Here is a 25,951-nt window from a genome sequence, read left to right as displayed (position 1 = left end):
AATTGAACATTTGTGGCGTCACGGATCTCAACCCCGGTCGGGTCGGTCGCGCAAACCCCAACCACGGTCAGCTCGCCCGGCTCGCCCGCCGGCGTGAGCGGCCGTCAGAGCTCGACGCCGAGAATCACGCCTGGCCGCAGCCGGTAGCGCGCAAGGACCGTCTCGGTCCCCTGATCAAGCGACAGGTCGTAGCGAACGCGCGCGGGATCGAGCTCGACGAAGAGCTCCGTGAACACCCGGAGATCCCGGCTCAGCGGCAGCTTCGCCACCGGGCCGGCCACCAGCACGAGCGCGTTCGACGCGCTCGCCTCCGCAGGCACGAACCCCGACGTCCCCGCGCTGCCCGGCCTCGGCGCCGCGCTCACATGATCGACGCCCGCGCCGAGCCGCACCCCGAGCTCGATCGGCATCACGCCCATCGCCATCGGGTAGAGCCAGCAGACGTCCGCCCGGAGCGTGATCGTGCGGAGATCGAGGCCGATGCGCGGCTCCTCGTAACGGCGCTCGAACTGGTACTGAAAGCGCGCGTCCAGGGCGACCCGGTGTCGACCCCAGCCCCCGCCGAGCGCCACGCGCCCCCCGGGACCGTGCGTCAGACCCACCTCGGCGGAGTGCGCCGTCACCCCGTAGAACACCCCGAGCTCCAGGGCGCGCCGCGGCGCCGGCGGCGCCGCCGCGGGGGCCGACGTCTCGGCGGGAACCTCGGGAGGCGCCGCCTGGCGGAGGATGAGCGCGCGCGCCTGCTCCCGATCCAGCGAGGCGCGCGCATCCACCCGCAGCGACCGCAGCGACAGCTCCACGACCTGCGCCACGGACTCGCGATCGAGCTCGTCGAGGCGGCCCGAGAGCTCGATCGAGCGCACCAGGAAGCGATCGGCCACGGGATCCGTGAAGTAGAGCGCCGCGCGGCGCGGATCGCTCACGTCGATCCAGCACGAGAGGGTCACGCCGGACGAGGCTCGCGTCGCGAAGAGCGCCGTCGCGTCGAACCGCGGCGCGATCCGAAAGCGGACCGCGAACGCGGAGAGCGCCTGGGATTCGAGCGCCGTCCGGATCGCGCCGAGGTGGTCCGCAGCGCCCGTGAGCACGATCTCCACGACCGCCGCTCCGGACACCGCCGCTCCGGACACCGCCGCTCCGGGCGATCCGGACGCCGCCGCCGTCCCGTCGCGCGCCAGGGCGCTCGCCGAGGAGAGCGCCGCGGCCGCGGCGACCGCGAGACAGCACGCCCCGCGCTGCGCGAGCGCCCGCCGCGTGATCACCCTCCGAGCTCGGCGAGACGGCGGCGGGCGTGCTCGACGTACGGCGAGCCCGGGTGCTCCCGGAGCAGGCGCCGCCAGTTCTGGGCCTCGTCGGCGGAGCGGCCGAGCGCCCGCAAGGCGCGCCCGCGGCCGTAGAGCGCCTCGACCGAGAGCGGCCGCGAGCCGGCCACGCCGAGGTACCGGTCGAACTGCGCGAGCGCCGCCGCGGGCGCGCCGGTGTTGAGGAGCAGGCTGCCCAGCGACACGAACGAGAGCGTGGCCTCCGGCGACGTCGCGAAGCTCTTCTGGAGCGCGCGATAGAGCTCGATGGCGCGCTGGGAGCTCCCGGCGCGCCGCGCGTCGTTGGCCTCCCGGAAGAGCTGCTCCGCCGTCGCCGCGGCGGAGGACGGCGCTGCCGCGCTCGGCCCCCGCGCCGCGTCGCGCGGCCTCGGACCAGGCGCCGCGACCTCCGGCAGCGCCGCCGGCGGCGTGGAGGGCGCCGGCGCGCTCGACGCCGCCGGCCGCGCGACGGCCGCCGCGCGCTCGCCCGCAGGCGGAGCGGCCTCGGGGAGCGCCGCCGCGCGCGGACGGGACACCGCCGCGCGCACCGCGGGCTCGATCGCGCGGGCGCTCGGCCGCGGCGCCGCCTCCGGGCGCGGACCGACGAGCGCCGTGGCGGCGACGGCCACGCCGCAGGCGAGCACGGCCGCCGCGGCGCAGAGCCAGACGCTGCGCCGCCAACCGGCCCCGCGCCGCCCCGCGAGGCCGCCTCCCGGCCGCGCATCGTCGTCTCCGCGCCGGACATCGTTGTCGGGGCGCACATCCGCGCTCGCGCGCCACACCGCCGCGCCCTCGCGGCCCACGCCCGCGGGCCACACCGCCGCGCCCTCGCGCCGCAGATCGATCGCGACCCCGCCGATCGCGGCGTTCGCGATGCGCGCGAGCAGCTCCGCGTCCCCGGGCTCCGCCGCGCCCACGGCGTCGAAATCCTGCGCGATCTCCCAGGTGATCCGGCACGACTCGCAGGAGCCGAGGTGGGCGTCGAAGGCGAGCCGGTCGGGCTCGGTCGCGACGCCGCGGCGCACCCGCGTGAGGAGCTCGCTCCGGCAGTCCGCGCTCATGGTTCCCTCCCGCGGAAGAGCTCGGCCAGCTTCGCGTTGTTGGCGAGCGCGCGCCGCAGCGCCTCCTTGCCGAGCCGGAGGCGGCTCCACACCGTGTTCGGAGACACGCGGCCCAGCGCCGCGATCTCATCGACCGTGTAGCCGAGCACGAAGTGAAGGGCGAGCGCCTCCGCGGTCGACTCCGGCATCCTGTCGAGCACCTCGAGCACCATCTCGCGCCGCCGGTTGGAGACCGTCTCGGCGAACGGCGACGCGCCGCGCTCGTCGGGCGCGACCTCGATCGGCGCGTCCGGCTCGTCGAAGCGCTCGCGCACGCGGAGGCGCCGGCGCGCGCCGAGCGCGGTCATCACGGCGATGCGGCTCGCGAAATGGAGCACGGTGCACTCGGCGCGGAAGGAGGGCAGGGCCTGGAGCAGCGCGAGCACGGCCTCCTGGGTTACATCCTCGACGTCGGGGTGATGAGGGCCGAGCACCTTCCTCACGCTCCTCAGCATGGCGCCGCCGAGCTCGGTGATGAGCGTGCGGATGGCCGCGGGGTCGCGCGCCGCCGCGGCCCGAGCGAGCCCGAGCAGGTCGTCCGCCCGCGGAGGTGCTCCCTCCGGCGTCGTGAGGAGATCGGTCGCGGGCTTTCGCACGTTGAAGACAATGCACGAGGCCGGAACACCGGGTCAAGGCGCACCGAGAGCGCCGGAGCCCAGCAGTCCGGCGGTGGCGCTCGGGAGCTGCTTGGGGCGAGCGGCGCGCGGGGGCTGCACACGGCCTTGCTGCCCACCCTCACTCGCAGGGCGGAGACGGGATATCGGCGCTGGCGGCGGGCAGGGCACCGACGTTGGGAGTCCCACCGCTGCTCCAGGCAAACCGCCGTGCTCGCGTGGTGAACGCGGCGCGCACGTCACGGCCCTCCGGAGCGCGGCCAACCGTCGCTGTCCCATACCAGCTCGGAGATCCGCAGCGTGGGGGCGCCGTTCGCCTGGACGTCGTAAGCGTGATAGAGGTTGTAGGCCCGGCCGCCCTCGAACATGACCGCGTTGTGTCCGGGCCCCCGCCATCGGGAGTCGCCTTGGACGAGGAGGGTGCCGCCGCCGGACCTCATCTCCCTGCCCTCCTTGTCCACGTACGGTCCGGTGATGCTCGGCGAGCGGCCGACGGCGATCTTGTAGGTGCTGTCCGTCCCGCGGCAGCACGCGTCGAACGAGACGAACAGGTAATAGAATCCGCAGCGCCGGACGATGAACGGCGCCTCGATGGCCCCGCCGGCGTCGGGGCGCGAGGCGAGCGCGTGGAGCTCCGCGTCGGCCCGCTCCCCCGACGGGGTGAGCTTCACCATCTTGATACCGCTCCAGAAGCTCCCGAACACGAGCCACGGCGTCCCGTCCTCATCGATGGCGACGTTGGGGTCGATCGCGTTCCAGTCGTCGCGCGCCCCGTCGTTCGAGCAGATGGCGGCGCCGCGGTCCGCCCAGGGCTCTCGGGTGTCGAGCGACACCTTGGTCGCGTGCCCGATGCACGACTTGTTGCTGCCGAACGTGGAGGCGGAGTAATACAGATGGTAGGTGTCCCCGAAGCGGGAGATATCGGGCGCCCAGAGGTGGTCCACGCCTGGCACCTTGCCGGCCAGCCAGGCGGGCTTCGCGTCGAACACCCGGCCGGTATCCTGCCAGTCGATGAGGTTCGAGGAGACCTTCATGGGGAGCCGGTCCCCCGTCTGGAACAGGTGATATCGGTCGCCGGCCTTGATGACCACCGGATCGTGGGTCCCCAGGTTTCCGGACAGACGCAGCGCCTCGGGCGGGCTCGCCGGGTCGAGGATCGCCTCTGCGCACCGGTCGCCGACCTCTCCGCCGCCGGTCCCCCCAACGCCGCCGGTCCCCCCCGCGCCGCCGGTCCCGCCCGCGCCACCGGCGCCGCCCACGCCGGCCGTGGCGCCGGCGTCACCTCCCGCGCCGCTGCTCGACGTGGCGGAAGCGGCCGTCGAGGAGGTGGCGGCGCCGGCGGTGCCGCTGTCCTGACCACCGGCGCCGGCCCCCGGTCCCGGCGACTCCGAGCTGCAATGGAGCGACGCGACGACGCTGAGCAGGCCCCACGCGCGCGCAGACACCCGTCGACACAGAAATCGGCAAAGCATGAAGCGCATCTGAGACTCCTGAAGCTCCCCTGACCGATCGTTCATCGACGGACCGCCCGCGGGCGGTCGACGCATGGACTTCGCGTGCTCCCCCGCGGCCCCACCGCGCTCCGGCGGAGCGACGGTGGGACAGGCTCCCTGCCCTGTCCTCGAACGTCATCGGGAACCTGTCCTTCCTCGTTTTCCACGTGGATCCGAGCGCCCGCAATCAATCACGGGTCGCTCGACTTTCTCGCGGTCAGCTCAGATCATTTTGTTACAGCAGCAAACTTGCACCGAGAAAGGACACCACGGCTCCACGGTCGCACACGTGTCACCCGGAGGGGTCGCCTGTGCGGGCGGCTCCTCCAGCGCCGCCCGCGTGCGCCGCGATCGCTACGGGGCCATCGCCGCGATGCGCGGGGCCTGAGCTTGCGGGGTCATGGCGCGACGCGGTGGGCTTCGTAGATATCGGCCACGCTGGTCCGTGTCGACGCGAAGAACAGGACGGAGCCGTCCGGTGAGAGGTGCGGATCTGTGTCGCGCTCCCCGGGGAGGTTCACCGGTTCCTCGAGCGGCGCTGCCTCCTCGAACGCCGCTTCGGCGCTCGCCCGTCGTGCCCAGAACAGGTCTCCCCCTCCCTGGCGGCTCGATCGGAACAGGATCTGCTTGCCGTCGTCGAACAGGAACGGGCCGCCCTCGTCGCCTGGGCCGTCCAGCCCGGCGAGCGGGGCGAGCGCGCTCCAGTCGTCCTCCGGGCGTTCGCGCGACGCGATCGCGAGGTACGTCTCCGCGTCCGCGGGCGTGACGCCGGTCACGACGTGGAGCCCTGCGGGATCGACGTGAGGGCCCATCACCGTGGCGCCCTCGACGGCGAGGGCGTCCACGTGCACCGGCGTTCCCCACGGGTCGTCCCGGCTGGCGCGCTCGGCGAGCCAGATGCCCTGCGGCTCGCGCGCGCTGTAGAACCAGATCCGGAGCCCATCCCCGGAGACGCAGGGGGTATCCTCGACGCTCTCGGCCAGGTTGATGTTCTCCACGGCGCGCGGCGCGTCCCAGGGCGAGCCCACCCCTGCCCGCCGCGACGTCCAGATGTCCCGGCTCCCCTCGCGATCGGACATGAAATAGATCTCGAGCAGATCGTCCGTGAGGGTCGGGTCCTCTTCCCTTGCGCTGCTGTTGATCTCCGTCACCGCCGTCGGCGCCTCGAACCTCGGCCGCTCTGGCGCGCCCGCGCCGCCTCCACCCTGCCCCGGCGAGAGCGCGCCGATCACGACGTGCTGGTCCTCGCACCCCGCCCCCCCGATCGCGAGCCACAGCCCCGCCGCCCCCGCCATCCCTCGAAACCGGCTCATCGATCTCCGCTCACGACCAGAACCCCGCTCTTCCCCGTACTCCCCCCCTCACCATGGAAGGCCCCGTGAGGGGGAGCTCGTCGCGCGGAGGCTCACCCGATCCCCGCCTCGCTCGGCGGCACGACGGCCTTGTCGTCCGCCGCCTGGAGGGGCACATGGGGGAACCACAGCGCCACCACGAAGCCGACCAGGCCCATGGCCGCGATGATCCAGAACACCGTCGTGATGCCCGACGTGAGCGCCTCCCCGAGGTGCTGCACGATCGACGGATCGAGGTCCCGCGCCCCCTCTGCCGTGAGGAGCCGGCTCGCCGCGTCCGCGGGGATGGTCGGGTCCTTCGCGAGCTGGGCCGTGAGCACGCCGCCCATGACGCCGACCGCCACCACGCCGCCGAGCAGCCGGGAGAACATCGTGCTCGCCGTGGCGATGCCGCGCTGATCCCAGGCGACGCTGCTCTGCACCGCGATGAGCAGCGCGACGTTCGACAGCCCCATGCCCACGCCGAAGACCAGCGTCGTCGCGCGGAGCATCAGCGGCGTGTCGTGCGCCCCGCCGAGCGCGAGCGCGAGCCCCGCCGCCGCGGTGAAGCCGAGGCCGGCCCAGATGAGCGGGCGGAACCCGACGCGCGGGATGAGCCGCCCGCCGATCGCGCTCGCCACCGGCCAGCCGATCAGCATCGGCGCGATCGCGCTCCCGGCCTCCGTCGGCGTGCCGTGGAGCACGCCCTGCACGAAGAGCGGCACGAACGTGATGGTGCCCATCATCGCGCCGCCCAGGATCGCGCCGGCCACGTTGGAGGTGAGCATCACCGGCCGCCGGAAGAGCGGCAGCGGGATCATCGGCTCGGGGGCCCGGCGCTCGACGGCGAAGAACACGGCGAACAGCGCCACCGCCGCGATCGAGGCGAACAGGGTCGTCCCCCCGCCGAGCCGCCCCGTGGCGAGGAGCAGCGCGACCACGCCGGCGGACAGCAGCGCCGCGCCCAGGAAATCGAGCGCGTGTGGCCGCTTGTCGATCCGCTCGTGGAACGCGCTCGCCACGAGCGCGACGGACGCGACGCCGAACGGGATGTTCATGTAGAAGACCCAGCGCCACGAGAAGTAGTGCACGATGAGCCCCCCCACCATCGGGCCGATGATGCCGAACAGCCCCCAGGCGGCCCCGAAGACGCCCTGGATGCGGGCGCGCTCGTTGAGATCGAAGATGTCGCCCGAGATGGTCATCGCCATCGGCTGCATCGCCCCGGCGCCGGCCCCCTGGAGCGCGCGGAAGGCGATGAGCTGCGGCATCGACCGCGCCGCGCCGCTCGCGATCGAGCCGATCAGGAACACGGCGATGCCGAACAGCATCACCGGCTTGCGGCCATAGATGTCCGAGAGCTTGCCGCAGATGGGCACCAGCACCGACGAGGTGAGCAGGTAGGCGGTGGTGACCCAGGCGTACTGGTGAATGCCGCCGAGATCGCCGATCACGGTGGGCATCGCGGTGGCCACCACCGTCGATTCGAGGGCGGCCATGGCGAGGGACAGGATCAGCCCGACGACGGTGAGGGCACGGTGGGTCTTGCGTTCTGAAGCCATGCAGGTGGTTGGGGATGTGGTGTGGACGAGCCGGCGCGGCAAGCGTGACACCGCGCGGCGCCGCTCGTCGAGCCGCAGGGCGCGGGTTGCGCGGCGTCCGCGCAGGCGACGGCGGCGCGCCCCGCGCAGCGCGCCCGCCCGCCTACGCCGGCATCCGCAGCGCTCGCCGCATCGCGGCCGTGATCTTCTGCCGGACCTCCCCGTAGCCGGCCCACGGGTCTTCCCGCAACGACGCCAGGCGCTCGGGCAGGCTCCTGAGCGTGAATCGGTCCGAGCGCATCTCGGGGCCGAGCTCGTCCCAGGAGAGCGGCGCCGACACCGGCGCCCCCGGCCGGGCGCGCGTCGAGTACGCGGCCACCGACGTCGCGCCCCTCGTGTTGCGCAGGTAGTCGATGAAGATCTTCCCCTTCCGCTGCGCCTTCGAGACCGCGATCGTGTACCCCTCCGGATCGCGCCGCGCGATGTCCCCCGCCAGCGCCTTCGTGAACGCGAGGCACTCGTCCCACCCGCTCGAAGGCGTGAGGGGCACCACGATGTGGAACCCCTTCCCGCCCGTCGTCTTCACGAAGCTCTCGAGGCCGAGCTCGGCGAGGCGATCCCTGAGCAGGAAGGCGGCCGCGATCACGCGCTCCCAGGCCACCGAGGGATCCGGGTCGAGGTCGAACACCACCCGATCCGGCTTCTCCAGCCGCGATGTCGTCGAGTTCCACGTGTGGATCTCCAGGATCCCCATCTGCGCGAGCGACACCAGCGCTTCGGGCAAGTCCGCGACGAGGTACTCGCCCGCCTTCGTCTTCTCCTGGATCGTCACGCGCCGGAGCGCGGACGGCCCCCACACCTTCGCGTGCTTCATGTAGACGCACTCGCTCTCCGTGCCCTCCGGACAGCGCACCAGCGTGAGCGGCCTGCCCTTCACCTGCGGCACCATCCAGCCGGCGACCGACTCGTAGTAAAGCGCGAGCTCGCGCTTCGTGATCCCCTGCGCCGGGTACAGCACCCGGTCCGGGTGCGACAGGCGCACCCCCGCGACCGAGACGCCGTCGCCGTCCTCCGCGTCCCGCGCCTGCCGCGAGCGCGCCCCGGCGCTCTTCCTGGGCGCCGCGCGCTTGTTCGCGCCCCGCGCCGCGCGCTCGCTCGCCCTGGGCGCCGCGCGCTCGCTCGCCCTGGGCGCCGCCGCTTTCCCCTTCTTCCCCTTCTCCCCGGCCGGCGCGCTGCTGCACGACACGCGGACCCAGCCCGGACCGCGGCCGGGCACGTAGGGCGCGTCGATCCGCTTGGACACGATCCCCTTCAGCGACAGCTGGCACCCCTTCTGGACGACCTCCTCCCACGACCCCTCGACGTGATCGCCGTAGCGCAGGGCGCCCCCGCCCTTGCTCGTGTCGCGGAGCAGCCGCTCCAGCGCCTGCTTCCGCGCCGAGAGCGGCGACGCCATGAGATCGTGGCCCTCCAGGTACAGGAGATCGAAGACGAAGTAGACGACCTCGCCCTCCCGGGGCGCGGCCTTCGCGCCGGACGGCGGCGGGGCCGTGGTGCCGTCGCGCCGGAGCACCGCCACCTCGCCGTCGAGCAGCGCGCTCCTCAGCCCGAGCCCCGCGATCGCCGCGGCGATGTGCTCGAAACGGCCCTTCTGCTCCTTCCCCTTCTCGTCCACGAGCCGCACGCGCCCGTCCTCGACCCGGGCCATGATCCGGCAGCCGTCGATCTGGATCTCGTGCAGCCACCCCTCGCCCTCCGGCGCCCCCCTCGGCTTGCCCTTCGCCTTGCTCGCCGGGAGCCGCTCGGGCAGCTGCGGCCGCACCTTCTGCGGCATCGCCGCCTCGCGCGCGCCCTCCACCCGCCCCGCGACGCGCGCCCAGCCTCCCGCCCCCCGCGCCCTGCGCCCGCCGGCCGCCGCCTTCTCGTTCTTGTTCTCCTTCTCGGCCCGGTTCGAGTGCCACACCCGGTCCTTGGCCGCGGCGATCTCGTCGAGCTGCCGCCCGCTCGCCACGCTCTCGGGCCGGGCGTCCACGACGCTGTACTCCTCCGTGGCGCGCGCCTCCGCGTCGTTCTCCTTGATGAGCAGCCAGCTCCTCCCCTCGTCGTCATCCCGCCCGCGGGTCTTCACGAGGGTGAAGCCGCCGCGGAGCTTCTCACCCCGCAGGAGGAACTTCAGCTTTCCGGCGTGATATCCCTTGTGCGGGTTCTCGAGCGGCACCCACGTGCCCCGGTCCCACAGCAGCACTGTCCCGCCCCCGTACTGCCCTCGCGGGATGATGCCCTCGAAGTCGCCGTACTCGAGCGGGTGATCCTCGGTGTGCATCGCGAGCCGCTTGACCTCGGGGTCGAGGCTCGGCCCCTTCGGCACCGACCAGCTCTTGAGGACGCCCTCGAGCTCGAGGCGGAAATCGTAATGCAGGTGCGAGGCGGCGTGCTTCTGGATGAGGAAGGTCCGCTCCTCGCCCTCGGCGGACGCGGCGGTGGCCTCTTGTCCCCGCGGCTCGGGTGTGATGGAGAAGTCGCGTTTGCGCCAGTACTCGCGCAGTCCCATGAGCTAGGATTAGCAGAGGGCAGCACTCGCTGCAGCCGAGCTGCTGAGCACGCCTGGGCCGGGCTCCGGCCACGCCCTCGAGACACGCATTCGCGTTGCTGACGGAGAAAACAAGGAGCATGTCCGGAATGGAACCCCCCTCGAAGGAGGGTAGGTTGATGGCGACCCTCGAGCGTTTGCTCGAGCTCCCCGCGGCCGACCTCCGGCAGTCGCTGAACCAGGCGAGTGAGCTCCTCGGGAGCGCGCTCGACGCCGACAAGATCGACATCTTCCTCTTCGATCCGAGCAGGAAGACGCTGTGCGCCGCCGGGACGAGCAACACGCCGATGGGGCGGCTCCAGCAGTCGCTCGGCCTCGATGTCCAGGCGGTGGCCAACGGCGGCTCGATCGTCCAGGTCTTCACGACGGGCGAGCCCTACATCACCGGGCACGCAGACCAGACGCCCGGCGAGCTCCCGGGCGTGGTCCACGATCTCGGGGTCCGGTCGCACATCGCGGTCCCGCTCGTCATCGAGGGCGAGCGGCGAGGGATCGTCTCCGCGCAGTCCGCCCGGCCGGAGTTCTTCTCCGACGGAGATCTCCGCTTCCTGAGCGCGGTGTCGCACTGGATCGGCGCCCTGACGCACCGGGCGGAGCTGGTCGAGCAGGTCACCACGGCCGCCGTCGCGCAGGGCCGGCGTCAGGTCGCCGAGGAGCTGATCACGGTGCTGGCGCACGATCTGCGGAACCACCTCGGCCCGCTCATGAACCGCCTCGATCTGCTCCACCGGCGCGCCGAGCTCGCCGGCCGAGACGACGACCTGCGCGACCTCGACCGGGCGAGCGACGCGGTCGAGCGGCTCGGCCAGCTCGTCTCGGACCTGCTGGACGTCGGGCGCCTCGAGCAGGGGCTCTTCGAGATCGCGCCGGAGCCCGTCGATCTGGTGGCGCTGGCGCAGGACACCGCGAGGGCGCTCGGCTCCCCGAGCGTCGAGGTCCGCGTCGAGGGCCCGCCGGAGCTCGTCGTCGTGGCGGACAAGGCGCGCCTCCGGCAGGCGCTGGACAACCTCGTCAGCAACGCGGTCAAGCACTCGCCCAGAGGAAAGTGGGTCCTCATCAAGCTCAGCAGCGATCTGCGCGAGGGAAAGGAGCGCGCCCACATCGATGTGGTCGATCACGGCTCCGGCGTGCCGCCGGAGCTCCTCCCCAGGATCTTCGACCGCTTCGTCACCGGCGGGAAGGCGCCGGGGATCGGCCTCGGGCTCTACCTGGCCAGCCGGATCGCCGCCGCCCACGGGGCCACGCTGACGGTGAACTCCCCCCTCGGCGAAGGCGCGACGTTCCGGCTCAGCTTGCCCGTGAGCGGACCGCCGGATCACGCGAGAGACGCGTGACCGGGAGGCGAAGGCTGCCGGGCATCCCCCGCCCCGCTGGAGCTCGGCTCGGGCGCCTCGCCGCCTAGGCCGCGTCGCGGCGCATGGCGGCGCTCTTCGCCCCGGCGCGCAGCCCGATGTCCTTCATGATGCGCGCCGCGAGGCCGGGCGCGATCCGCTGGAGCACGAGCAGGCTGCGGTTGGACGCGCCCGCGAGGAAGCTGCGCCGCTCCCGGCGGAGCGTCTCGACGAGCTGCTCTGCGACCCACTCGGGCGCGAAGATCTGCGGCCCTTCCAGCGGCCAGTCGTTGCCGGCGGCGGTGCTCGTGTGCGGGGGAGCGAACACGGTCACCCGGACGCCGCGCCCCTCGAGCTCGCCGCGCAGCGACTCGGAGAACGCGACGACCGCGGCCTTCGCCGCGGAGTACGCCGCCGCGGCCGGCATGGGCACCCACGCCACCGTCGAGGCGATGTTCACGACCGTGCCCGAGCCCTGCGCCAGCATCGCCGGCAGGACCGCCCGCGTGACGCGCTCCATCCCGAACACGTGCACGTCGAACATCGCGCGCGTGAACGCCCCGTCCGTCGACTCCCAGAGGGACATCTTGCCGCCGTTGCCGGCGTTGTTGATGACGACATCGATCCGGCCGAGCCGCTCCAGGATCGACGCCACCGCCGCCCCGACCGACGCGTCGGAGGTGACATCCATCTCGACGGCCATGGCGCTCCCCCCGTCGCGGGCGATGCGATCGGCCTCCGCCGACAGCCTGGCCAGCGACCGCGCGGCCAGGACCACGCGCGCGCCCTCGCGGGCGAGCGCCCTCGCGCTCGCGAGCCCGATGCCCGAGGAAGCGCCCGTCACAATGATCACTTTGCCCTTCGGTTCCATCTCCTCTGTCCTCCTCGCTCCGCCGAGAGCTCGCCGCGGGCGCGCTCGATCCACCCGAGCTCCGCGTCGCACCACGCGAGCCCGTGCTCGATGCTCAGCCGCCACAGGTCGCGCTCGCGCGAGGATCGCGCGAGCGCGAAGATCCGCGGGTCCCCCAGCCTCCCCTCGTAATCGTCCTTCGTCGCCTCGAGCTCCCGGGCGTACCTCGCCAGGAGGTCGTCGAGCTTCTTCGGCGGCACCTGCGCCGCGAACACCAGCTTGAGCAACAGCGGGTGCCGCAGCACCAGCGGCTCGAGCGGCTCCTCGAGCCACACCTTGAGCGCCGCGCGGCCGGGCTCCGTGAGCGAGTACACCTTCCGGTCGGGCTTGCCGTCCCCGGGCATCGTCGTGACCTCGACGAGCCCTTCGCGCTCCATCGCGTGCAGCTCCCGGTAAATCTGGCTCTGGGTCACGGACCAGAACGACCGCACCGACCCGTCGAACCGCTGTTTCAGCGTGTAGCCGCTCGTCGGCTCGAGCGAGAGGAAGCCCAGGAGGGCGCCGCGGAGTGACATGACACACCCAAAATAAGACACAAGTGTCATATGTGCAATGTGATTTATGGCCGCGCCGGCCGCCCGGAGCGGCCGCGCCGCCGTGCGGTGGCGGCCGGCGCGGGCTCGGCTACACCGCGCGGATGCTCCGCCGACTCCTCGCCTGGCTCGGTCGCGCGCCCGCGCCCCGCGCGCCCGCGCCCCCCGACCTCGACGGCGTCGCCGGCCCGCTCGACCCGCCCGAGCCCGAGCCGCCCGGCCCCGACGACGTCGTGGTCATGCCGATCGAGGACGCGATCGACCTGCACACGTTCGCCCCGCGCGACGTCGCCTCGGTCGTCGAGGAGTACCTCCACGAGGCGCAGCGGCGCGGCTTCCGCGAGGTGCGCGTCATCCACGGTCGCGGCAAGGGCGTGCAGCGCCGCGTCGTGCGGGGCGTCCTCGCGCGCCACCCCGCGGTCGAGGGCTTCCGCGACGCCCCGGCCTCGCGCGGCGGGTGGGGCGCGACCGTCGTGTGGCTCAAGGCCGCGGGCAGCGACGCCGCGCCGTGAGCCGGCCGCAGGGCCACCTGGAACGGCCAGAGGCTCCCGCGTTAAGATGGCGCGCATGTCGCGTCCCCCCGCCACGCCCGACGACCCGAGCCCGACCAGCATCGCGGCCGCCACCGAGCCCCGCATGAAGGCCGAGGTGCTCGCGGTGCCCCGCCTCGAGCTCTGCGTCGAGCGCGAGGCGGGCAAGCCCGCGAGCCGGACGATGGTGCTCGACGGCGACTTCATCCGCATCGGCTCCCACCAGAGCAACGATCTCGTCCTCGCCGATCGCGCCGTCTCGCGCTTCCACTGCATCCTCGAGCGCGTGAAGACGACGTTCCGGCTCACGGACGTCGGCTCGCTGAACGGGACCTACCTCGGGGGCGTCCGCGTGCGGGACGCCGACGCCCTCCTGCCCGAGTGCCGCATCGAGCTCGGCGAGTCGGTCGTGCGCATCCGCGACGCCGCCGCCGTCGCCGAGACCGAGCTCGCGCGCGCCGTCAGCTTCGGCGCGCTCCAGGGCGTGTCGGTCCCCATGCGGCGCCTCTTCCCCGTCCTCGAGCGCGTGGCGAAGAGCGCGCCCGACGTGCTCATCGAGGGCGAGAACGGCACGGGCAAGGAGGTCATCGCCACCGAGCTCGTCCAGCGCGGCGCCCGCGCCCACAAGCCGCTCGTCATCGTCGACTGCGGCGCCATCTCGCCGAGCCTCATCGAGAGCGAGCTGTTCGGCCACGTGCGCGGCTCCTTCACGGGCGCCTCGCGCGACCGCGCCGGCGCCTTCGAGGAGGCCGACGGCGGCACCGTCTTCCTCGACGAGATCGGCGAGCTGCCGCTGGAGATGCAGCCCAAGCTGCTCCGCGCCCTCGCCTCGCGCGAGGTGCGCAGGCTCGGCGAGAGCCGGGTGCGCAAGGTCGATATCCGGGTGATCGCCGCCACGAACCGGCGCCTCGAGCGCGAGGTGAACAGCGGCCGATTCCGCGAGGACCTCTATTACCGCCTCTCGGTGCTCACCGTGCGCGTCCCGCCGCTCCGGGAGCGCAAAGAGGACATCGGCCTCCTCGTCCACTGCTTTCTGAACGAGCTCGGCGCCGTCGACAAGGTGCACCTCTTTCCGCCCGACGTCATCGAGGACATGAAGCGCTACGACTGGCCCGGCAACGTGCGAGAGCTGAGGAACTACGTCGAGCGCCGCGTGGTGCTCGGCGAGGGCGCCGCCATGGGGGCGGCGGCGCCGTCCGAACGGAGCTCCGCGCCCCCGGGCTCCGGGCCGCCGGGCTCCGGGTCCCAGGGCGCCGCGCCGCCGAGCGGCGCGCACGACCTGCCCGCCGCGAACATCGAGATGCCCTTCAAGGAGGCGAAGGAGGCCATCATCGACAGGTTCGAGCGGGACTACCTCGCCGCCCTGCTCGAGTGGTCGAACGGCAACGTGAGCCGCGCCGCGCGCAAGGCGGGACTCGACCGGATGTACCTCCACCGCCTCCTCCAGCGCCACGGGCTGCGCCGCGCCGCCGCCCTCGACTGAGCGGCGCCGCCCCCTCGGGCCGTGCGCGGCCGCGCGCGATCTTTGCACCCGTCCCCGCGATAGGAGAGGGCGCCGCCGCCTCGCCCATGTCACAGTCGCGGCGCAATGGCGCGACCCGTCCGTGTGCGTAACCTCGCAAGATCCCTAAATATTTCTGAAACAGAGATGCTCGTCTGGCTCGCGGAGAACGCGCCCGCGGCGGACGTCCGGCACCCGGCGGACTTCCTCCCCGCGGAGATCGCGGAGCGCGCGCAGGAGGCGCTCGCCCGGTCGCCGGAGCCCCCGCCGGCGCAGGAGCCGGTCGAGCGCCGCTGCGCCGACTGCATGAAGCTCCCCGCGAAGGCGGGGATCCGCGCGGTGGAGATCGGGACCGACGCAGTTTGCGACATGTGCGGCAGCTCTGCGAACAAGCGGGCGGCGCTCGCGATGATCGAGGCGTTCCGCGCGCGGGGGCTCCGGCGGCTGCTCGTGGTCGGCGGGGGGCCGGGCACGGCCGAGGACCTGCGGCGGCTGCTCGCGGGCGAGGTCGACATCCGCATCGTGGACGGCGAAGGGCACCGCAACGCGGCGAAGGCCGACGCCGATCTCCGCTGGGCCGACGTCGTCGCGGTCTGGAGCTCGACCATCCTCTCGCACAAGGTCTCGAAGCTCTACACCGATCGGCGCGACGCGTTCGGCGACAAGCTCGTCACCGTGCCGAGGCGCGGCGTGGCCGCGCTCTGCATGGCGGTGATCGAGAAGGTGGGTTTGACAACAGGATAGTCTCTTTTTCCCACCTTCCCGCCGGCGCCCATTATCCCGCGCCTGCTTCGCCAGTCGCGCCCTCGTCGGGCCAGCTGCTCTTGTGCTCGGCGCTCGACTCTGGAGTCAGCGGCTTGCTCCCGTCGAACACGCCGGGGATCGCCTCGTTGCTCGACCCGCCCCCGCGCGGCGTATCCACCCCCGGCGACGCGTCGCCCTCCTCGACGTCCTGGCCGTGCGCCGCCTGCTCGCGCGCGCCCGCGGCGCCCTCACGCTCCTCTGGCGTCGCCGCGGGCTCCGCCGGCGCTCCTTTCGCGGGCTCCGCCGGCGCTTCTTTCGTGGGCTCCGCCGGCGCTCCTTTCTGCCCCGCTGCGCTCGGATCGCCCACGGTCCCCTCCGAGAGGCCGCCGTAGCCGGGTGGGCTCGCAGCGGGGCGCTCGGGCCCTCGTCCTTGCATCGTGCGCTCGTCTTGAGCCATGGAGTGTCTCCTTTGCGACGAGGAGCAGCAATGGACATGCCACCTTCGACGTGGAGACGGGCGGGGCGTGGATCGCGCGGATCGACCGGCGCTCACGCCGGACGGCTGCTGAGCCGCATGCGGCGGAGGGTGCGCCGCGCGTGGGGCACCCAGCCACGGAAGTGCCAGCGCGCGGACATGGCGAGCCCGCGGACCCACTCGTCGGCGGCGTAAGCCACCCAGACGCCGGCGAGCCCCCAGCCGAGGTGGACGCCGAGCAGCCACGACAGGCCGACGGCCACGGCGAACATCGAGAAGACGCCGAACCCGACCGGAAAGCGCGCGTCGCCGGCGGCGCGAAGGCCGTTAATCACGACAAGGTTGAGCGTGCGGCCCGGCTCGACCAGGAGGGTGAGCCAGAGCAGCTTGGAGCCGGTGGCGATCACCTCCGGATCGCTCGTGAACAGGCCGAGCAAGCGGGGGCCGAGCAGCGCGGTGGCGAGCACCAGGGCCACGCACACGGCGAACCCGACCGCCAGGCCGCCGCGCACCTGGCGATCGGCGCCGTGCAGCTCGCCCGCGCCGATGTGGTGCCCGACCACGATCTCGGTCCCGAAGCCGATCGCCATGCCGAACAGGAGCAGGAAGTGCACGATCTGCATCGTGTACGTATGCGTGGTGAGCGCCGTCTGCCCCATGTCGGCGACCATGGCGAGGATCATCATGAAGCTGATGCGATAGACCACGTTCTCGCCCGCCCCCGGCAGGCCGATGTGCAGCACCTCGCGGAGCTGCTCGCGGCGAATGCGCCAGAAGTCCTCGAAGGTCGGGCGGATGCCGAGGCGCGCGATCCACAGCTGCCGGTGCATCCAGAAGGAGCACGCGCGCGCGATCACCGCGGCGATCGCGAGCCCGTTCATGCCGAGCCCCGGCCACGCGCCGACACCGAACATGAGCGGCAAGCTGAGCGAGAGCTGCACGACGTACATGACGATGATGAGGCGCAGCGTGTCCCGGCCGTAGGTGTGGGCGCGCAGCACCGAGCCCATCGAGAAATTCATCGCGTCGAACGCCAGCATCACGCCGACCGCCATCAGGTAAGGCTGCGCGATCGGGAACAGGGACGGCGGCAGGCGCATCAGCTCGAGCAGGGGCCTCGCGCCGAGCGCGATGACCGCGCAGCTGGCGAGGCCGAGCCACAGGCTGGCCGCGAGCGACGCCCGCGCGACCTTCTCGGCGGCGGCGCGGTCGCGCGCGCCGAGGCACTGAGTGACCACCACGCTCGCGCCGACGCTGACGAAGCGAAAGGTGATCATGAAGGTCAACATGATCTGGTTGGAGAGCCCGTACGCCGCGGCGGCCTCGTCGGACAGGCGGCTGACCAGCCAGACGCCGAACACCCCGACGAGCATGTGCAAGAGGTGCTCGCTGAAGATGGGCCAGGTGATCTCGAGCAGGCGGGGGCGAGGAAGAGACGGAGCAGGAATGACCGATTGCAAGGCGCCGCATCCTACTCTGCCGGGCCGCCTCTCGCCATGTCGGAACACGGCTGGGCGAGCGCCGGCCGCCGCGCAGTCGAGCGCCGGCCGCGCCGCCGACGAGGCGGTCGCCGCGCGATCGCGCGGCGCTGTGGTCCGCTCGAAGGCGGCTGGGTCCGCTGTCGCCTGTCTCCTCACGGTCCGCTCGGGTCGCACCGGCCGAGCGCCGCGGGAGCCGCCGGGCGCTGCGTCGCGGCGCTCTCGCGGCGACGTAAGCGCGAGAGGAGGAGATCGAGGGGAGACGGCGAGACGGGTCGTCGCTCTCTCCTTGCTGGGTTATCCCTTCCCGGCTCCCCCTCGCCTCGATTACCCTCGGAATGAGCGGAGCAGGGCGCCCTCGCCCCGCCGCGCCCGGAGGGTTCGAATGGTGAGATTGCGTAGCATCGCCGGAGGGCTCCTGGCCGCGGCGGCCGCGGCGCCGGCCGTGACGGCCGGGTGCGCTTGCGGCGATCCGAGCGGGGCGAGCGCGAGCGCCTCCGGCGCCGGCGGCGGCGGGGGCGCGGACCAGGGCGCAGGGAGCGGCCTCGGGGGCGACCCGTTCCCGGCGGGGAGCGGCGTGTCCATCGTCGGGAGCGGCGGGTGCGAGGGGATCGAGTGCCAGAAGATCGCCTGTCCGGGCGGCGGCAAGACGACGGTGAGCGGCACCGTGTACGCGCCCGCGGGCGAACTCCCGCTGTACAACGTCATCGTTTACGTCCCGAACAGGGAGCTTGATCCGATCGCCGACGGGGCGAGCTGCGAGCCGTGCAACGTGACGCTCTCCGGAGACCCAATCGCGCTCGCGCTGACGGACACGGACGGGCGGTTCGTGCTGGACGACGTGCCGGTCGGCGAGGACATCCCGCTCGTCGTCCAGCTCGGCAAATGGCGGCGCCGGATCACGCTGCCGAAGGTCGAGGCGTGCGTCGACAACCCCATCGCGGACGGGGAGGTCCGGCTGCCGCGCAACAAGTCGGAGGGCCATCTCCCGAAGATCGCGCTGACGACCGGCGGCGCGGACGTGCTGGAGTGCCTGCTCTACAAGATGGGTATCGACGCGTCGGAGTTCACGCCGGAGGCGGGCGACGGGCGGGTGAACCTGTTCGTCGGGCGCGCCATCGAGGGGGACAGCGCGACGAGCCGGTACCGCGACGGGCTGAACCAGGGGGCGGCCCTCTCCCCTGCGCGGGAGTTCTGGGGCTCGCTCGACAACCTGCAGCAATACGACATGGTGATCCTGTCGTGCGAGGGGTCGGCGTTCCTGGCCGACAAGCCCGAGGCGGCGCGGCGGGCGATGTTCGACTACGCGTCGGCGGGAGGTCGCGTGTTCGCGTCGCACTGGCACAACACCTGGCTGCGGCTCGGGCCGGAGCGGTTCCCCGAGACCGCGACCTGGGACGAGGGCAGCGACCCCGACGACGGGCTCCCCGTGATGGTGGACACCACGTTCCCGAAGGGCGCGGCGCTCCGCGACTGGCTCGTCCGCGTGGGGGCGTCGACCGTGCCGGGGCGGATCGAGATCGACGATCCGCAGCACTGGGTCGACTCGGTGAACGAGGAGATCGCGACGCGGTGGCTCTACAACGACGCCGACCCGGCCTTCGACGCGCGGGCGGGGGTCAAGTACTTCACGTTCAACACGCCGATCGGCTCCCCGGAAGAACAGCAGTGCGGCCGGTTCGTGTACACGGACATCCACGTGGCGGCGACCGACGTGGCCGGGGCGCCGTTCCCGAGCGGGTGCGAGGACCGCGACGGGGAGATCCATGAGCTGACGGCCCAGGAGAAGGCGCTGCTCTTCATGCTGTTCGACCTGTCGGCGTGCATCACGCCGGACGACGAGCCGCCGCCGGTGCCTGTCCCGAGGTAACCCGAGGTGACGGGGCGCTCGCCGTCGTGGCGAGGAGCTCAGTGGCCAACGTGGGCACCGGTCGGCGGGTGGACCAGGACGGCACAGAGGGCCACGACAGGCGCGCTCGAGGCTTGACATCCCGGGCGCGGTCGTCATCGCTTTCACGAGCGCGATTGACGCTATGCGCATGGATGGGCGGTTGACCAGGGTGGTCGCCCGACCACCGACGAGCGCGCGGTAGCCTGCGCAGATCCTCGAGGGAAAAGCGAGGGAAAGACGGCTCGCGCAGGCCACGGACGCACGGCGACACCGCCCGATTCGCGGGTCCAGCGGACTGGCATGCGTCTTGCGGAAATTTTTAGTTGCCTGCACACCACGGCTCGGGCACATCGACGCCCGTGATGGCCCCGCCTCACACCTCCCCGGTGGCTGACGGCCGCTCGCCCACGAGCGCTTCGCTCGGCAGCATGGTATCATGGCCTACATGCCAAGGCTTAATTTTCTCTATTAACTTTTACCGCGTAGAGGGCTTGCCACCGGCGCTGAGCTGCCCTTTTAATGCCGCGTCATACGGTTACTTCCCTTGGAGGACATGATGAAGAGCGTTTCATTTCGCGGTGTGCTTGGCAGGTCGAAGTGGTCATTCGGCCTCGCGGCGGTCGCCCTGCAAGCAGCCGTGCTGATCGGCTGCGGCGACGCGTCGACGGATGATGGCGTGGGCGGCGCCGGCGGCGCCGGCGGCGGCGGCGGGGGGACGACGACGGGGACCACGTCGACCTCGGCCAGCTCGACGACCTCGGTCAGCTCGACGACCTCGGTCAGCTCGACGACCTCGGTCAGCTCCACCACGACGGGGCCCGGGACGACCTCGTCGTCGACGACGAGCACGGGCACCGGGATGGTGCCCACGGACGGAACGCCGGTCGAGCGCCACGGCGTGCTCCGGGTCAAGGACGGCAACATCGTCGGTGAGCACGGGGCCCCGGTCCAGCTCAAAGGCATGAGCCTGTTCTGGAGCCAGTGGAGCAACTACTACAACGGGAACGTCGTCAACTCGATCGCCGACAACTGGAAGGCGACCGTCGTCCGCGCGGCGATGGGCATCGAGAACGAAGGCGGCTACCTCGAAGACGCGGGCGGCCAGAAGGCCAAGGCGAAGGCCATCGCCGACGCGGCGATCGGGAAGGGCATCTACGTGATCCTCGACTGGCACGATCACAACGCGAACAACCACCTCGATCAGGCGAGGAGCTACTTCCGCGAGGTGGCGCAGACCTACAAGAACGTGCCCAACGTGATCTTCGAGGTCTTCAACGAGCCGCTCAACACGCACAACTGGCAGACCGTGAAGTCGTACGCCGAGGCGGTGATCGGCGAGATCCGCGGCCAGGGCGCGAACAACCTCGTCATCGTCGGCTCGCCGAACTGGTCGCAGGACGCGGACATCGCCGCGGACAACCGCATCAACGACCCCAACGTGGCGTACACCCTGCACTTCTACGCCGCGACGCACAAGAACGCGCTGCGCGAGAAGGCCCAGCGCGCGATGGACAAGGGCCTGGCGCTGTTCGTGACCGAGTGGGGGACGTGCGACGCCAGCGGCGACGGCGCGCTCGATCTCGGCGAGTCGGGGACCTGGCTCAACTTCCTCGACGCGCACAACATCAGCTGGGCCAACTGGTCGCTGGGCGACAAGGCCGAGGCGTGCTCCGCGCTGAAGCCCAGGGCGAACACCATGGGCAACTGGACCGACAACGACCTCACCGAGTCGGGCAAGTGGGTGAAGGCGAAGATCGCGGAGTGATCCGCGGCCCCGGGCGCTCGCCCCAGGGTCATTCGCTGGTTCGCGCCGTGCAATGGTGCAATGGAAGCGGCCAAGAGCGCTGCAGCGCGGACGAGGCTCACCAGGAGACGGAGCGCATCGCTTTGCCCTGACCCTCAGCGAGCGGGGAGCGCGCGCCCGCCGAGCGCGCGTCTCCCCGCATCGCTCACGCGCGCTTCGGCGCCTTCTCCGAGGACAGGGGCCGCCCCGCACAGAAAGGGCACTGGTCGTCCGAGCTCCAGTCGTCGTCCTCGAGGCCGAGCGCCCGGAGCTGCTCGAGCTCCCACGCGCGCGCCTCGGGCGAAAGCGGGGCAGGACAGGTCGATGAGTGTTCTCTCGGGCGACGCAACATGGACGGTCCCGTTCGGTTGGGCTCCGGAGAGCGGCTCCGGGATCTATCGCGCGCAGCGCTGCAGCGCCCGCGAAATCGGCCGCGCCGCGACGCGTCTGTCCATCGTTGAGGCGAACGGAAAAGACCTCTGGAAGAGGGTGAAACAGCAAACCGGCAGTTCGACCCGGAAGCGCGGATGCGCGCTGCCGGCGCATCCCGAGCCCGACCGTAGGCCCCCACGGGGGCCGGCGCCCTTCAGCGAAGCCCCCCCGCGCGCAGCCGCTCGGCGACCTCGCGGCGCCGCAGCTTGCCGCTCGTCGTCTTGGGCAGCTCGCCCGGCGGGAGCAGGACGACCTGGTCGACCGTGACCCCGTTCGCCCGAAGCGTCTCGCGCACGCGCTCCGTGAGGCCGGCGTGCTCGGAGGCCTCGGCGCGCGTCTCGGCGACCACGTAGACGGCCTCGGTCTGGCGCTCCTCCAGGTAGAGCCCCACCGCGACCACGCACCCGGCCCGGATGCCGTCGACCCGGGACGCGATCTCCTCGATCACCGCGGGGATCATCGTGTGACCGCCCTTGATGATCACCTCCTTCTTCCTGCCGGTGACGAACAGCGTCCCGCGATCGAGGAACCCGAGATCCCCCGTGCGCAGCCAGCCGTCGACGAGCGCCTCGGCGGTCGCCTCGGGCTCGTCGAAATACCCCTCCATCACGGTCTCCGAGCGCACCTCGATCTCCCCCACGGTGCGCTCCGGGACGGGGCTGCGCCCGGCGTCCACGACGCGGATCTCCGTGCGCGGGATCGGCCTGCCGACGCCGACGAGCTCCAGCGACAGAGGCCCCGGCGCGGCCTCCTCGACGCGGCCCTCGCGCTCGAGCAGGCCGCGATCCACCGTGATCACGCGCGGCTCGGCGAGCAGATCGGGGAAGGTCACGGCGACCGTGGCCTCGGCGAGGCCGTACACCGGGAAGAACGCCTCGAGGCGGAAGCCGCAGGGCGCGAACGCCTCGGCGAAGCGGCGGAGCAAGGCGGGGGAGATCGGCTCGGCGCCGACCATCGCGCACCGCCACGCGCCGAGGTCGAGCCCCGCCTCGACGGCGCGGCGGGCGAGCCCGACGCAGATGGCGTAGGCGCTCGGCGGCCCGAGCGAGATGACGCCCCGGATGCGCGACATCTCCGCGAGCCACGAGAACGGCCGCGTCCGGAACTCGAGCGGCGAGAGCATGTGCACGGGGAAGTCGTTGAAGAGCGGGAAGAGCAGCCCGCCGACGAGCCCCATGTCGTGGTGGAGCGGCAGCCACGACACGCCCCCCGCGCCCTCGCCGCGCACCGGGAGCCGCTGGCTCATCGCGTCGAGGTGCAGCATGAGCCGCTCGTGCGGGATGACCACGCCGCGCGGGTGCCCGGTGCTGCCGCTCGTGAGCTGGATGAGCGCGGGGCCGGGCGCGCGCTCCGGATCGGGCAGCGAGGCGTCGAGCGGCGCGTCGAGCAGCGGCTCGGCGGCGAGCTGCGTGAGGCCGTCGGCGTCGCCCTCGCCCTGCGCGAAGCCGAGCAGCGCCGACGAGACCACGAGCGCGCGCGCGCCGACCCGGGCGGCCGTCCGCCGGAGCTCGCCGAGGAACGCCGCCACGTCCGTGAGCCGGTACGGCACCCCGACCTGGATCGGCACCGCGCCGAGCACCCAGACGCCGAAGAGGCACGGCACCGCCACCTCGACGTCCGTCACGAGCAAGAGCACGCGGTCGCCCGGGCGCACCCCCGCCGCGATGAGCCCGGACGCCGCCGCGCGCGCGCGGCGCCAGTACTCCGCCCACGTCCAGCCGACGAACTCGCCTTGCTGCTTGTGGTAGAAGCCGAACCGATCCGGCGTGGCCTCGGCCCGCGCCCGGAGCAGGCCCGCGACCGTCCGCGCGGCGACCCCACCATTCACGGCGCTCACGGCGCGCGCCTCGGCTCGGGCGAGGGCGCGACGCCGAGGCGCTCGCGGCCGCCGCCCTTCGTCGCCACGATCATGTACTCGAGCGCGGTGCGGCGCGCGAACGAGAGCCGGCCCACGGTCATGTACGTCTGGAGCAGCCGCGAGAAGCCGGGCGCGCGCGCGTCGATCCGGGCGCGGTTCGCGCGCACGTTGTCGATCCACCGGGCGACCGTGTGCACGTACGAGCTCGTGAGGTCCTCGACGCGCCGGACATCGAGGCCGGCCTGCTCGATCATCCCGAGCTCCTCGGCGAGCGAGATCAGGCGGCAGTAGCCGAGCGCCTGGACGAAGATGTACTGCGTGGCGGAGCTCTCCCGGTCGCCGCGGGCGCGCGCCGGGAAATAGCAGTCGGAGATGAGCAGCCTGCCGCCCGGGCGCAGCGCGGCGGCGACCTTCTGGTGGATCCGCTCGCGGTTGTGCATGTGCACGATGCTGCCCACGAAGAGCACCGCGTCGAGCGACTCGGGCTCGAGGTCGACGTCCTCGATATGGGCGAGGTCGATGCGGACCCGCGAGGCGACGCCCGCCCGGTCGGCGCGGCGGAGCGCCTCCTGCCGCTGCTTGTCGCTCAGCGTCACGCCCCGGAAGCTCCCGCCGGTGCGCTCGGCGAGGTAGATGAGGTTCGAGCCCCAGCCGCACCCCACGTCGAGGACGCGCTCGCCGGGGTGGATGTCGAGCTCGCGGCGGACCCAGTCGTACTTGCGCTCCTGCGCCGCCTCGAGGCTCTCCCCGGGATCGAGGAAGATGCCCGTCGCATAGGCGAGGCGGCTGTCGAGGACCATGGAGAAGATCTCCGGGTCGTTCTGGTAATGGGCGGCGACCTCCCGCCGCTCGTGCTCCCGCTGCTCCTCGGGCGTCCGGCCGGCGGCCTCGCGCTCGGCGCGCGTGCGCGGGGAGATCACGACGCCCCTCCCCGGCCGCCCCGCGCCGCGAGCTGCGCCTCGACGAAGGCGATCACGTCGCCGACCGTGCTGATCTGCGCCTGATCCGGCGCCGCGAAATCGGGCGCCACGATCTGGAATCGCTCCTCCAATGCGACGTTGACCTCGATGAGCGCCAGCGAATCCACGCCGAGGCCGTTCTCGAGCGACAGATCGGGAGTCACGGCATCGACGCTCATCCCACATCGCTCTGCAATGATGGTGCGGACCTCGCGGGCGATCTCCGGATCTCCCCCGCTCGCCGCCTGCGGCTGCTTCTCCAGCGCCGCCTCGCTCTTCTTCATCGCGCTCTCCAGTCCAGGGTTGGGCGCGCGCGACCTTCAACGCGCCGGCGCGAGTGGACCTCCATGCCAGCGCCGGTCACGGCCAGACTGGGCCGTACCATGATCGCCATTCGCCGTCCACGGCCGGACGAGCGCGCTCGCCCGCTCGGGCGTGGCGCGCGGCTCAGGGCGCCCGCGGACGCGCCCGCGGAGCCGGCGCGAGCGGCTCAATCGCCGAAATCGCCGAGATCGCCGCCGCCGTCGTCGAGCCCGCCGCCGTCATCCCCCCACGGATCGCCGTCGTCCAGCCCATCGCCGTCGTCCAGCCCATCGCCCTCGTCGCCCGCGCCCTCGTCGCCGCGATCGGCGTCGTTCAAGAGATCGGGATTCGCCGCGGCCTCCTGCGCGGTGCCGAGCGGCATGCCCGCCGGGCTCACGAAGAGCACGTGGGGAGGCGAGAGCATGTGCATGAACGAGGAGATGAGCATCACGTCCAGCATCACGCTGAGCGGGCTCGGAGGGTAATAGACCATGAACGGGTCGTAGCCCGGGTGCGTGGGGCTGGCCGGCTGCGGCCCGGCGGCCGCGCCGTCGCCCGAGGGCGCGTGCACGACGCGCGCCTCGGCCTGGCGCTGCTCCACGCGCGCCTCCGGCATCGACGCCTTGAGGGCGCCCTCGAGGCGCCCGACGAACGACTCGAACTGCAGCCGCGCCGTCTCGAACAGCGCCGGGTCCTTCGCGAGGGGCTCGACGCGGCGGCGGTAGTCCTCCGCGGGCTCGCCGGCGCGCGGCTCGAGATCGCGCAGGCGCCCGCCGACGGACACGATCCCCGCCGGCTCGTCCTCCGCGTGCTCGGTGCGGGCGCGCGCCTCGATCACGAGGTGCAGCCCCGCCTCCTCGTGCTCGGCGGCGAACTTGAGCTCGGTGAAGCCGCGCCCGAACACGGCCGAATGCTCGGACAGCGCGAGGACGAGATCGGGGAGATCGTCCGGCTTCCCGTCGGTGTCCTGGAAGATGACGGTGTCGTCGATGACCAGCGAGAGCGCATTGCCCACCCCGAGCTGGACGAGCGCCCGCCGCACCTGGTCGACCACGGCGGTGGCCTCCAGCTCGACGCGCATGCGATCCGTGTCGAGGTCCAGCGTGGCGCCGAAGCCGCGCTTCAGCTTCTCCCAGAGCGTGGGGTCGCGCTGGATGATGCTGCCCTTGAGCGAAACGTGGATCTGTCCGATGAGCCGCATGCGCGCTCCTTAGCACCGGAGCGCCGCCGGAGGGCGGCCGACGCGGGCGCGG

The 25,951-nt window shown here is 72.4% G+C and carries 23 protein-coding genes; 6 read left to right on the top strand and 17 right to left on the bottom strand.

Going from position 1 to position 25,951, the window contains the following annotated elements:
* Window positions 1–104: 104 nt before the first annotated feature.
* From WMF20_RS09230 to ligD, 7 genes are all read right to left on the bottom strand, one after another.
* Window positions 105–1,262 (bottom strand): hypothetical protein, encoded by a 1,158-nt coding sequence (locus WMF20_RS09230; protein WP_437612484.1) that lies wholly within the window; start codon window positions 1,260–1,262, stop codon window positions 105–107.
* Window positions 1,259–2,362 (bottom strand): tetratricopeptide repeat protein, encoded by a 1,104-nt coding sequence (locus tag WMF20_RS09225; protein ID WP_437612482.1) that lies wholly within the window; start codon window positions 2,360–2,362, stop codon window positions 1,259–1,261. Before WMF20_RS09225 ends, WMF20_RS09230 begins: the two co-directional genes overlap by 4 nt.
* Window positions 2,359–2,997, bottom strand: coding sequence for an RNA polymerase sigma factor (locus tag WMF20_RS09220; RefSeq protein WP_437612480.1), 639 nt, complete (start codon window positions 2,995–2,997; stop codon window positions 2,359–2,361). Before WMF20_RS09220 ends, WMF20_RS09225 begins: the two co-directional genes overlap by 4 nt.
* 257 nt (window positions 2,998–3,254) lie before the next feature.
* The gene (locus WMF20_RS09215) at window positions 3,255–4,460 is read right to left on the bottom strand and encodes an arabinan endo-1,5-alpha-L-arabinosidase (protein WP_437612478.1); all 1,206 of its coding nucleotides are present in this window, start codon (window positions 4,458–4,460) and stop codon (window positions 3,255–3,257) included.
* A gap of 446 nt (window positions 4,461–4,906) precedes the next feature.
* Window positions 4,907–5,821, bottom strand: coding sequence for a hypothetical protein (locus WMF20_RS09210; RefSeq protein WP_437612476.1), 915 nt, complete (start codon window positions 5,819–5,821; stop codon window positions 4,907–4,909).
* 92 nt (window positions 5,822–5,913) lie between these two features.
* Complete coding sequence (locus WMF20_RS09205) at window positions 5,914–7,401, bottom strand: MDR family MFS transporter (protein ID WP_437612474.1); 1,488 nt, start codon at window positions 7,399–7,401, stop codon at window positions 5,914–5,916.
* 142 nt (window positions 7,402–7,543) lie between these two features.
* A complete protein-coding gene (gene ligD, locus WMF20_RS09200) occupies window positions 7,544–9,931 on the bottom strand; it encodes a non-homologous end-joining DNA ligase (RefSeq protein ID WP_437612472.1) in 2,388 nt (795 codons plus the stop codon).
* Window positions 9,932–10,089: 158 nt separating this feature from the next.
* Between ligD and WMF20_RS09195 the strand changes: the two genes are divergently transcribed.
* Window positions 10,090–11,304, top strand: a complete 1,215-nt coding sequence (locus WMF20_RS09195) for an ATP-binding protein (protein ID WP_437612470.1) — start codon at window positions 10,090–10,092, stop codon at window positions 11,302–11,304.
* A gap of 64 nt (window positions 11,305–11,368) precedes the next feature.
* Here WMF20_RS09195 and WMF20_RS09190 read toward each other — a convergent pair whose 3' ends face one another.
* Together WMF20_RS09190 and WMF20_RS09185 are read right to left on the bottom strand one after the other, a co-directional pair.
* Window positions 11,369–12,172, bottom strand: coding sequence for an SDR family NAD(P)-dependent oxidoreductase (locus tag WMF20_RS09190; RefSeq protein WP_437612468.1), 804 nt, complete (start codon window positions 12,170–12,172; stop codon window positions 11,369–11,371).
* On the bottom strand, window positions 12,151–12,726 hold the full coding sequence (locus WMF20_RS09185) for a PadR family transcriptional regulator (protein WP_165373881.1): 576 nt from the start codon (window positions 12,724–12,726) through the stop codon (window positions 12,151–12,153). Before WMF20_RS09185 ends, WMF20_RS09190 begins: the two co-directional genes overlap by 22 nt.
* Window positions 12,727–12,848: 122 nt before the next feature.
* Here WMF20_RS09185 and WMF20_RS09180 point away from each other — a divergent pair, with 122 nt between their 5' ends.
* From WMF20_RS09180 to WMF20_RS09170, 3 genes are all read left to right on the top strand, one after another.
* A complete protein-coding gene (locus tag WMF20_RS09180; RefSeq protein ID WP_437612465.1) occupies window positions 12,849–13,256 on the top strand; it encodes a Smr/MutS family protein in 408 nt (135 codons plus the stop codon).
* A 55-nt stretch (window positions 13,257–13,311) separates the two neighbouring features.
* Complete coding sequence (locus WMF20_RS09175) at window positions 13,312–14,757, top strand: sigma 54-interacting transcriptional regulator (RefSeq protein ID WP_437612463.1); 1,446 nt, start codon at window positions 13,312–13,314, stop codon at window positions 14,755–14,757.
* A 165-nt stretch (window positions 14,758–14,922) separates the two neighbouring features.
* On the top strand, window positions 14,923–15,519 hold the full coding sequence (locus tag WMF20_RS09170) for a hypothetical protein (protein WP_272828128.1): 597 nt from the start codon (window positions 14,923–14,925) through the stop codon (window positions 15,517–15,519).
* 31 nt (window positions 15,520–15,550) lie between these two features.
* Here WMF20_RS09170 and WMF20_RS09165 read toward each other — a convergent pair whose 3' ends face one another.
* Window positions 15,551–15,976 carry a hypothetical protein gene (locus tag WMF20_RS09165; RefSeq protein ID WP_437612461.1) on the bottom strand — a complete coding sequence of 142 codons (426 nt, stop codon included), beginning with the start codon at window positions 15,974–15,976 and terminating at the stop codon, window positions 15,551–15,553.
* Between the two features lie 92 nt (window positions 15,977–16,068).
* A complete protein-coding gene (locus WMF20_RS09160) occupies window positions 16,069–17,631 on the bottom strand; it encodes an MATE family efflux transporter (protein WP_437612459.1) in 1,563 nt (520 codons plus the stop codon).
* Between the two features lie 226 nt (window positions 17,632–17,857).
* On the opposite strand from WMF20_RS09160, the gene WMF20_RS09155 reads away from it, so the two are divergent.
* A complete protein-coding gene (locus tag WMF20_RS09155; protein WP_437612457.1) occupies window positions 17,858–19,342 on the top strand; it encodes a carboxypeptidase regulatory-like domain-containing protein in 1,485 nt (494 codons plus the stop codon).
* A 537-nt stretch (window positions 19,343–19,879) separates the two neighbouring features.
* Here WMF20_RS09155 and WMF20_RS09150 read toward each other — a convergent pair.
* Window positions 19,880–20,233 carry a hypothetical protein gene (locus WMF20_RS09150; protein ID WP_437612455.1) on the bottom strand — a complete coding sequence of 118 codons (354 nt, stop codon included), beginning with the start codon at window positions 20,231–20,233 and terminating at the stop codon, window positions 19,880–19,882.
* On the opposite strand from WMF20_RS09150, the gene WMF20_RS09145 reads away from it, so the two are divergent.
* Entirely contained in the window at window positions 20,223–21,128 is a 906-nt protein-coding gene (locus WMF20_RS09145) for a glycoside hydrolase family 5 protein (RefSeq protein WP_237245183.1), read from the top strand. The two genes, WMF20_RS09150 and WMF20_RS09145, sit on opposite strands and share 11 nt — an antisense overlap.
* Window positions 21,129–21,312: 184 nt before the next feature.
* Here WMF20_RS09145 and WMF20_RS09140 read toward each other — a convergent pair whose 3' ends face one another.
* The 5 genes from WMF20_RS09140 to WMF20_RS09120 all read right to left on the bottom strand — a co-directional run bounded on the left by WMF20_RS09140 (window position 21,313) and on the right by WMF20_RS09120 (window position 25,899).
* Entirely contained in the window at window positions 21,313–21,498 is a 186-nt protein-coding gene (locus WMF20_RS09140) for a hypothetical protein (protein WP_129573982.1), read from the bottom strand.
* Window positions 21,499–21,732: 234 nt separating this feature from the next.
* Window positions 21,733–23,415: an AMP-binding protein gene (locus WMF20_RS09135; protein WP_437612453.1), complete on the bottom strand. Its 1,683-nt coding sequence runs from the start codon at window positions 23,413–23,415 to the stop codon at window positions 21,733–21,735.
* A complete protein-coding gene (locus WMF20_RS09130; protein ID WP_129573980.1) occupies window positions 23,412–24,356 on the bottom strand; it encodes an SAM-dependent methyltransferase in 945 nt (314 codons plus the stop codon). The genes WMF20_RS09135 and WMF20_RS09130 overlap by 4 nt, the downstream gene beginning before the upstream one ends.
* Window positions 24,353–24,679 (bottom strand): acyl carrier protein, encoded by a 327-nt coding sequence (locus WMF20_RS09125; protein ID WP_129573979.1) that lies wholly within the window; start codon window positions 24,677–24,679, stop codon window positions 24,353–24,355. Before WMF20_RS09125 ends, WMF20_RS09130 begins: the two co-directional genes overlap by 4 nt.
* Window positions 24,680–24,885: 206 nt before the next feature.
* Window positions 24,886–25,899 carry a hypothetical protein gene (locus WMF20_RS09120; RefSeq protein WP_437612450.1) on the bottom strand — a complete coding sequence of 338 codons (1,014 nt, stop codon included), beginning with the start codon at window positions 25,897–25,899 and terminating at the stop codon, window positions 24,886–24,888.
* Window positions 25,900–25,951 lie beyond the last annotated feature (52 nt).

The organism is Sorangium sp. So ce834, assembly GCF_051521425.1.
GTDB lineage: Bacteria > Myxococcota_A > Polyangia > Polyangiales > Polyangiaceae > Sorangium > Sorangium cellulosum_D.
This window is presented reverse-complemented; position numbering and strand designations above follow the sequence as displayed.

What these genes read in the sequence shown, in the direction of transcription:
- ligD (WP_437612472.1), bottom strand. Translation starts at nt 9,931, where the DNA reads ATGGGACTGCGCGAGTACTGGCGCAAACGCGACTTCTCCATCACACCC.
- WMF20_RS09210 (WP_437612476.1), bottom strand. Translation starts at nt 5,821, where the DNA reads ATGAGCCGGTTTCGAGGGATGGCGGGGGCGGCGGGGCTGTGGCTCGCG.
- WMF20_RS09185 (WP_165373881.1), bottom strand. Translation starts at nt 12,726, where the DNA reads ATGTCACTCCGCGGCGCCCTCCTGGGCTTCCTCTCGCTCGAGCCGACG.
- WMF20_RS09225 (WP_437612482.1), bottom strand. Translation starts at nt 2,362, where the DNA reads ATGAGCGCGGACTGCCGGAGCGAGCTCCTCACGCGGGTGCGCCGCGGC.
- WMF20_RS09170 (WP_272828128.1), top strand. Translation starts at nt 14,923, where the DNA reads ATGCTCGTCTGGCTCGCGGAGAACGCGCCCGCGGCGGACGTCCGGCAC.
- WMF20_RS09195 (WP_437612470.1), top strand. Translation starts at nt 10,090, where the DNA reads ATGGCGACCCTCGAGCGTTTGCTCGAGCTCCCCGCGGCCGACCTCCGG.
- WMF20_RS09120 (WP_437612450.1), bottom strand. Translation starts at nt 25,899, where the DNA reads ATGCGGCTCATCGGACAGATCCACGTTTCGCTCAAGGGCAGCATCATC.
- WMF20_RS09205 (WP_437612474.1), bottom strand. Translation starts at nt 7,401, where the DNA reads ATGGCTTCAGAACGCAAGACCCACCGTGCCCTCACCGTCGTCGGGCTG.
- WMF20_RS09190 (WP_437612468.1), bottom strand. Translation starts at nt 12,172, where the DNA reads ATGGAACCGAAGGGCAAAGTGATCATTGTGACGGGCGCTTCCTCGGGC.
- WMF20_RS09125 (WP_129573979.1), bottom strand. Translation starts at nt 24,679, where the DNA reads ATGAAGAAGAGCGAGGCGGCGCTGGAGAAGCAGCCGCAGGCGGCGAGC.
- WMF20_RS09140 (WP_129573982.1), bottom strand. Translation starts at nt 21,498, where the DNA reads ATGTTGCGTCGCCCGAGAGAACACTCATCGACCTGTCCTGCCCCGCTT.
- WMF20_RS09175 (WP_437612463.1), top strand. Translation starts at nt 13,312, where the DNA reads ATGTCGCGTCCCCCCGCCACGCCCGACGACCCGAGCCCGACCAGCATC.
- WMF20_RS09180 (WP_437612465.1), top strand. Translation starts at nt 12,849, where the DNA reads ATGCTCCGCCGACTCCTCGCCTGGCTCGGTCGCGCGCCCGCGCCCCGC.
- WMF20_RS09155 (WP_437612457.1), top strand. Translation starts at nt 17,858, where the DNA reads ATGGTGAGATTGCGTAGCATCGCCGGAGGGCTCCTGGCCGCGGCGGCC.
- WMF20_RS09165 (WP_437612461.1), bottom strand. Translation starts at nt 15,976, where the DNA reads ATGGCTCAAGACGAGCGCACGATGCAAGGACGAGGGCCCGAGCGCCCC.
- WMF20_RS09145 (WP_237245183.1), top strand. Translation starts at nt 20,223, where the DNA reads ATGGTGCCCACGGACGGAACGCCGGTCGAGCGCCACGGCGTGCTCCGG.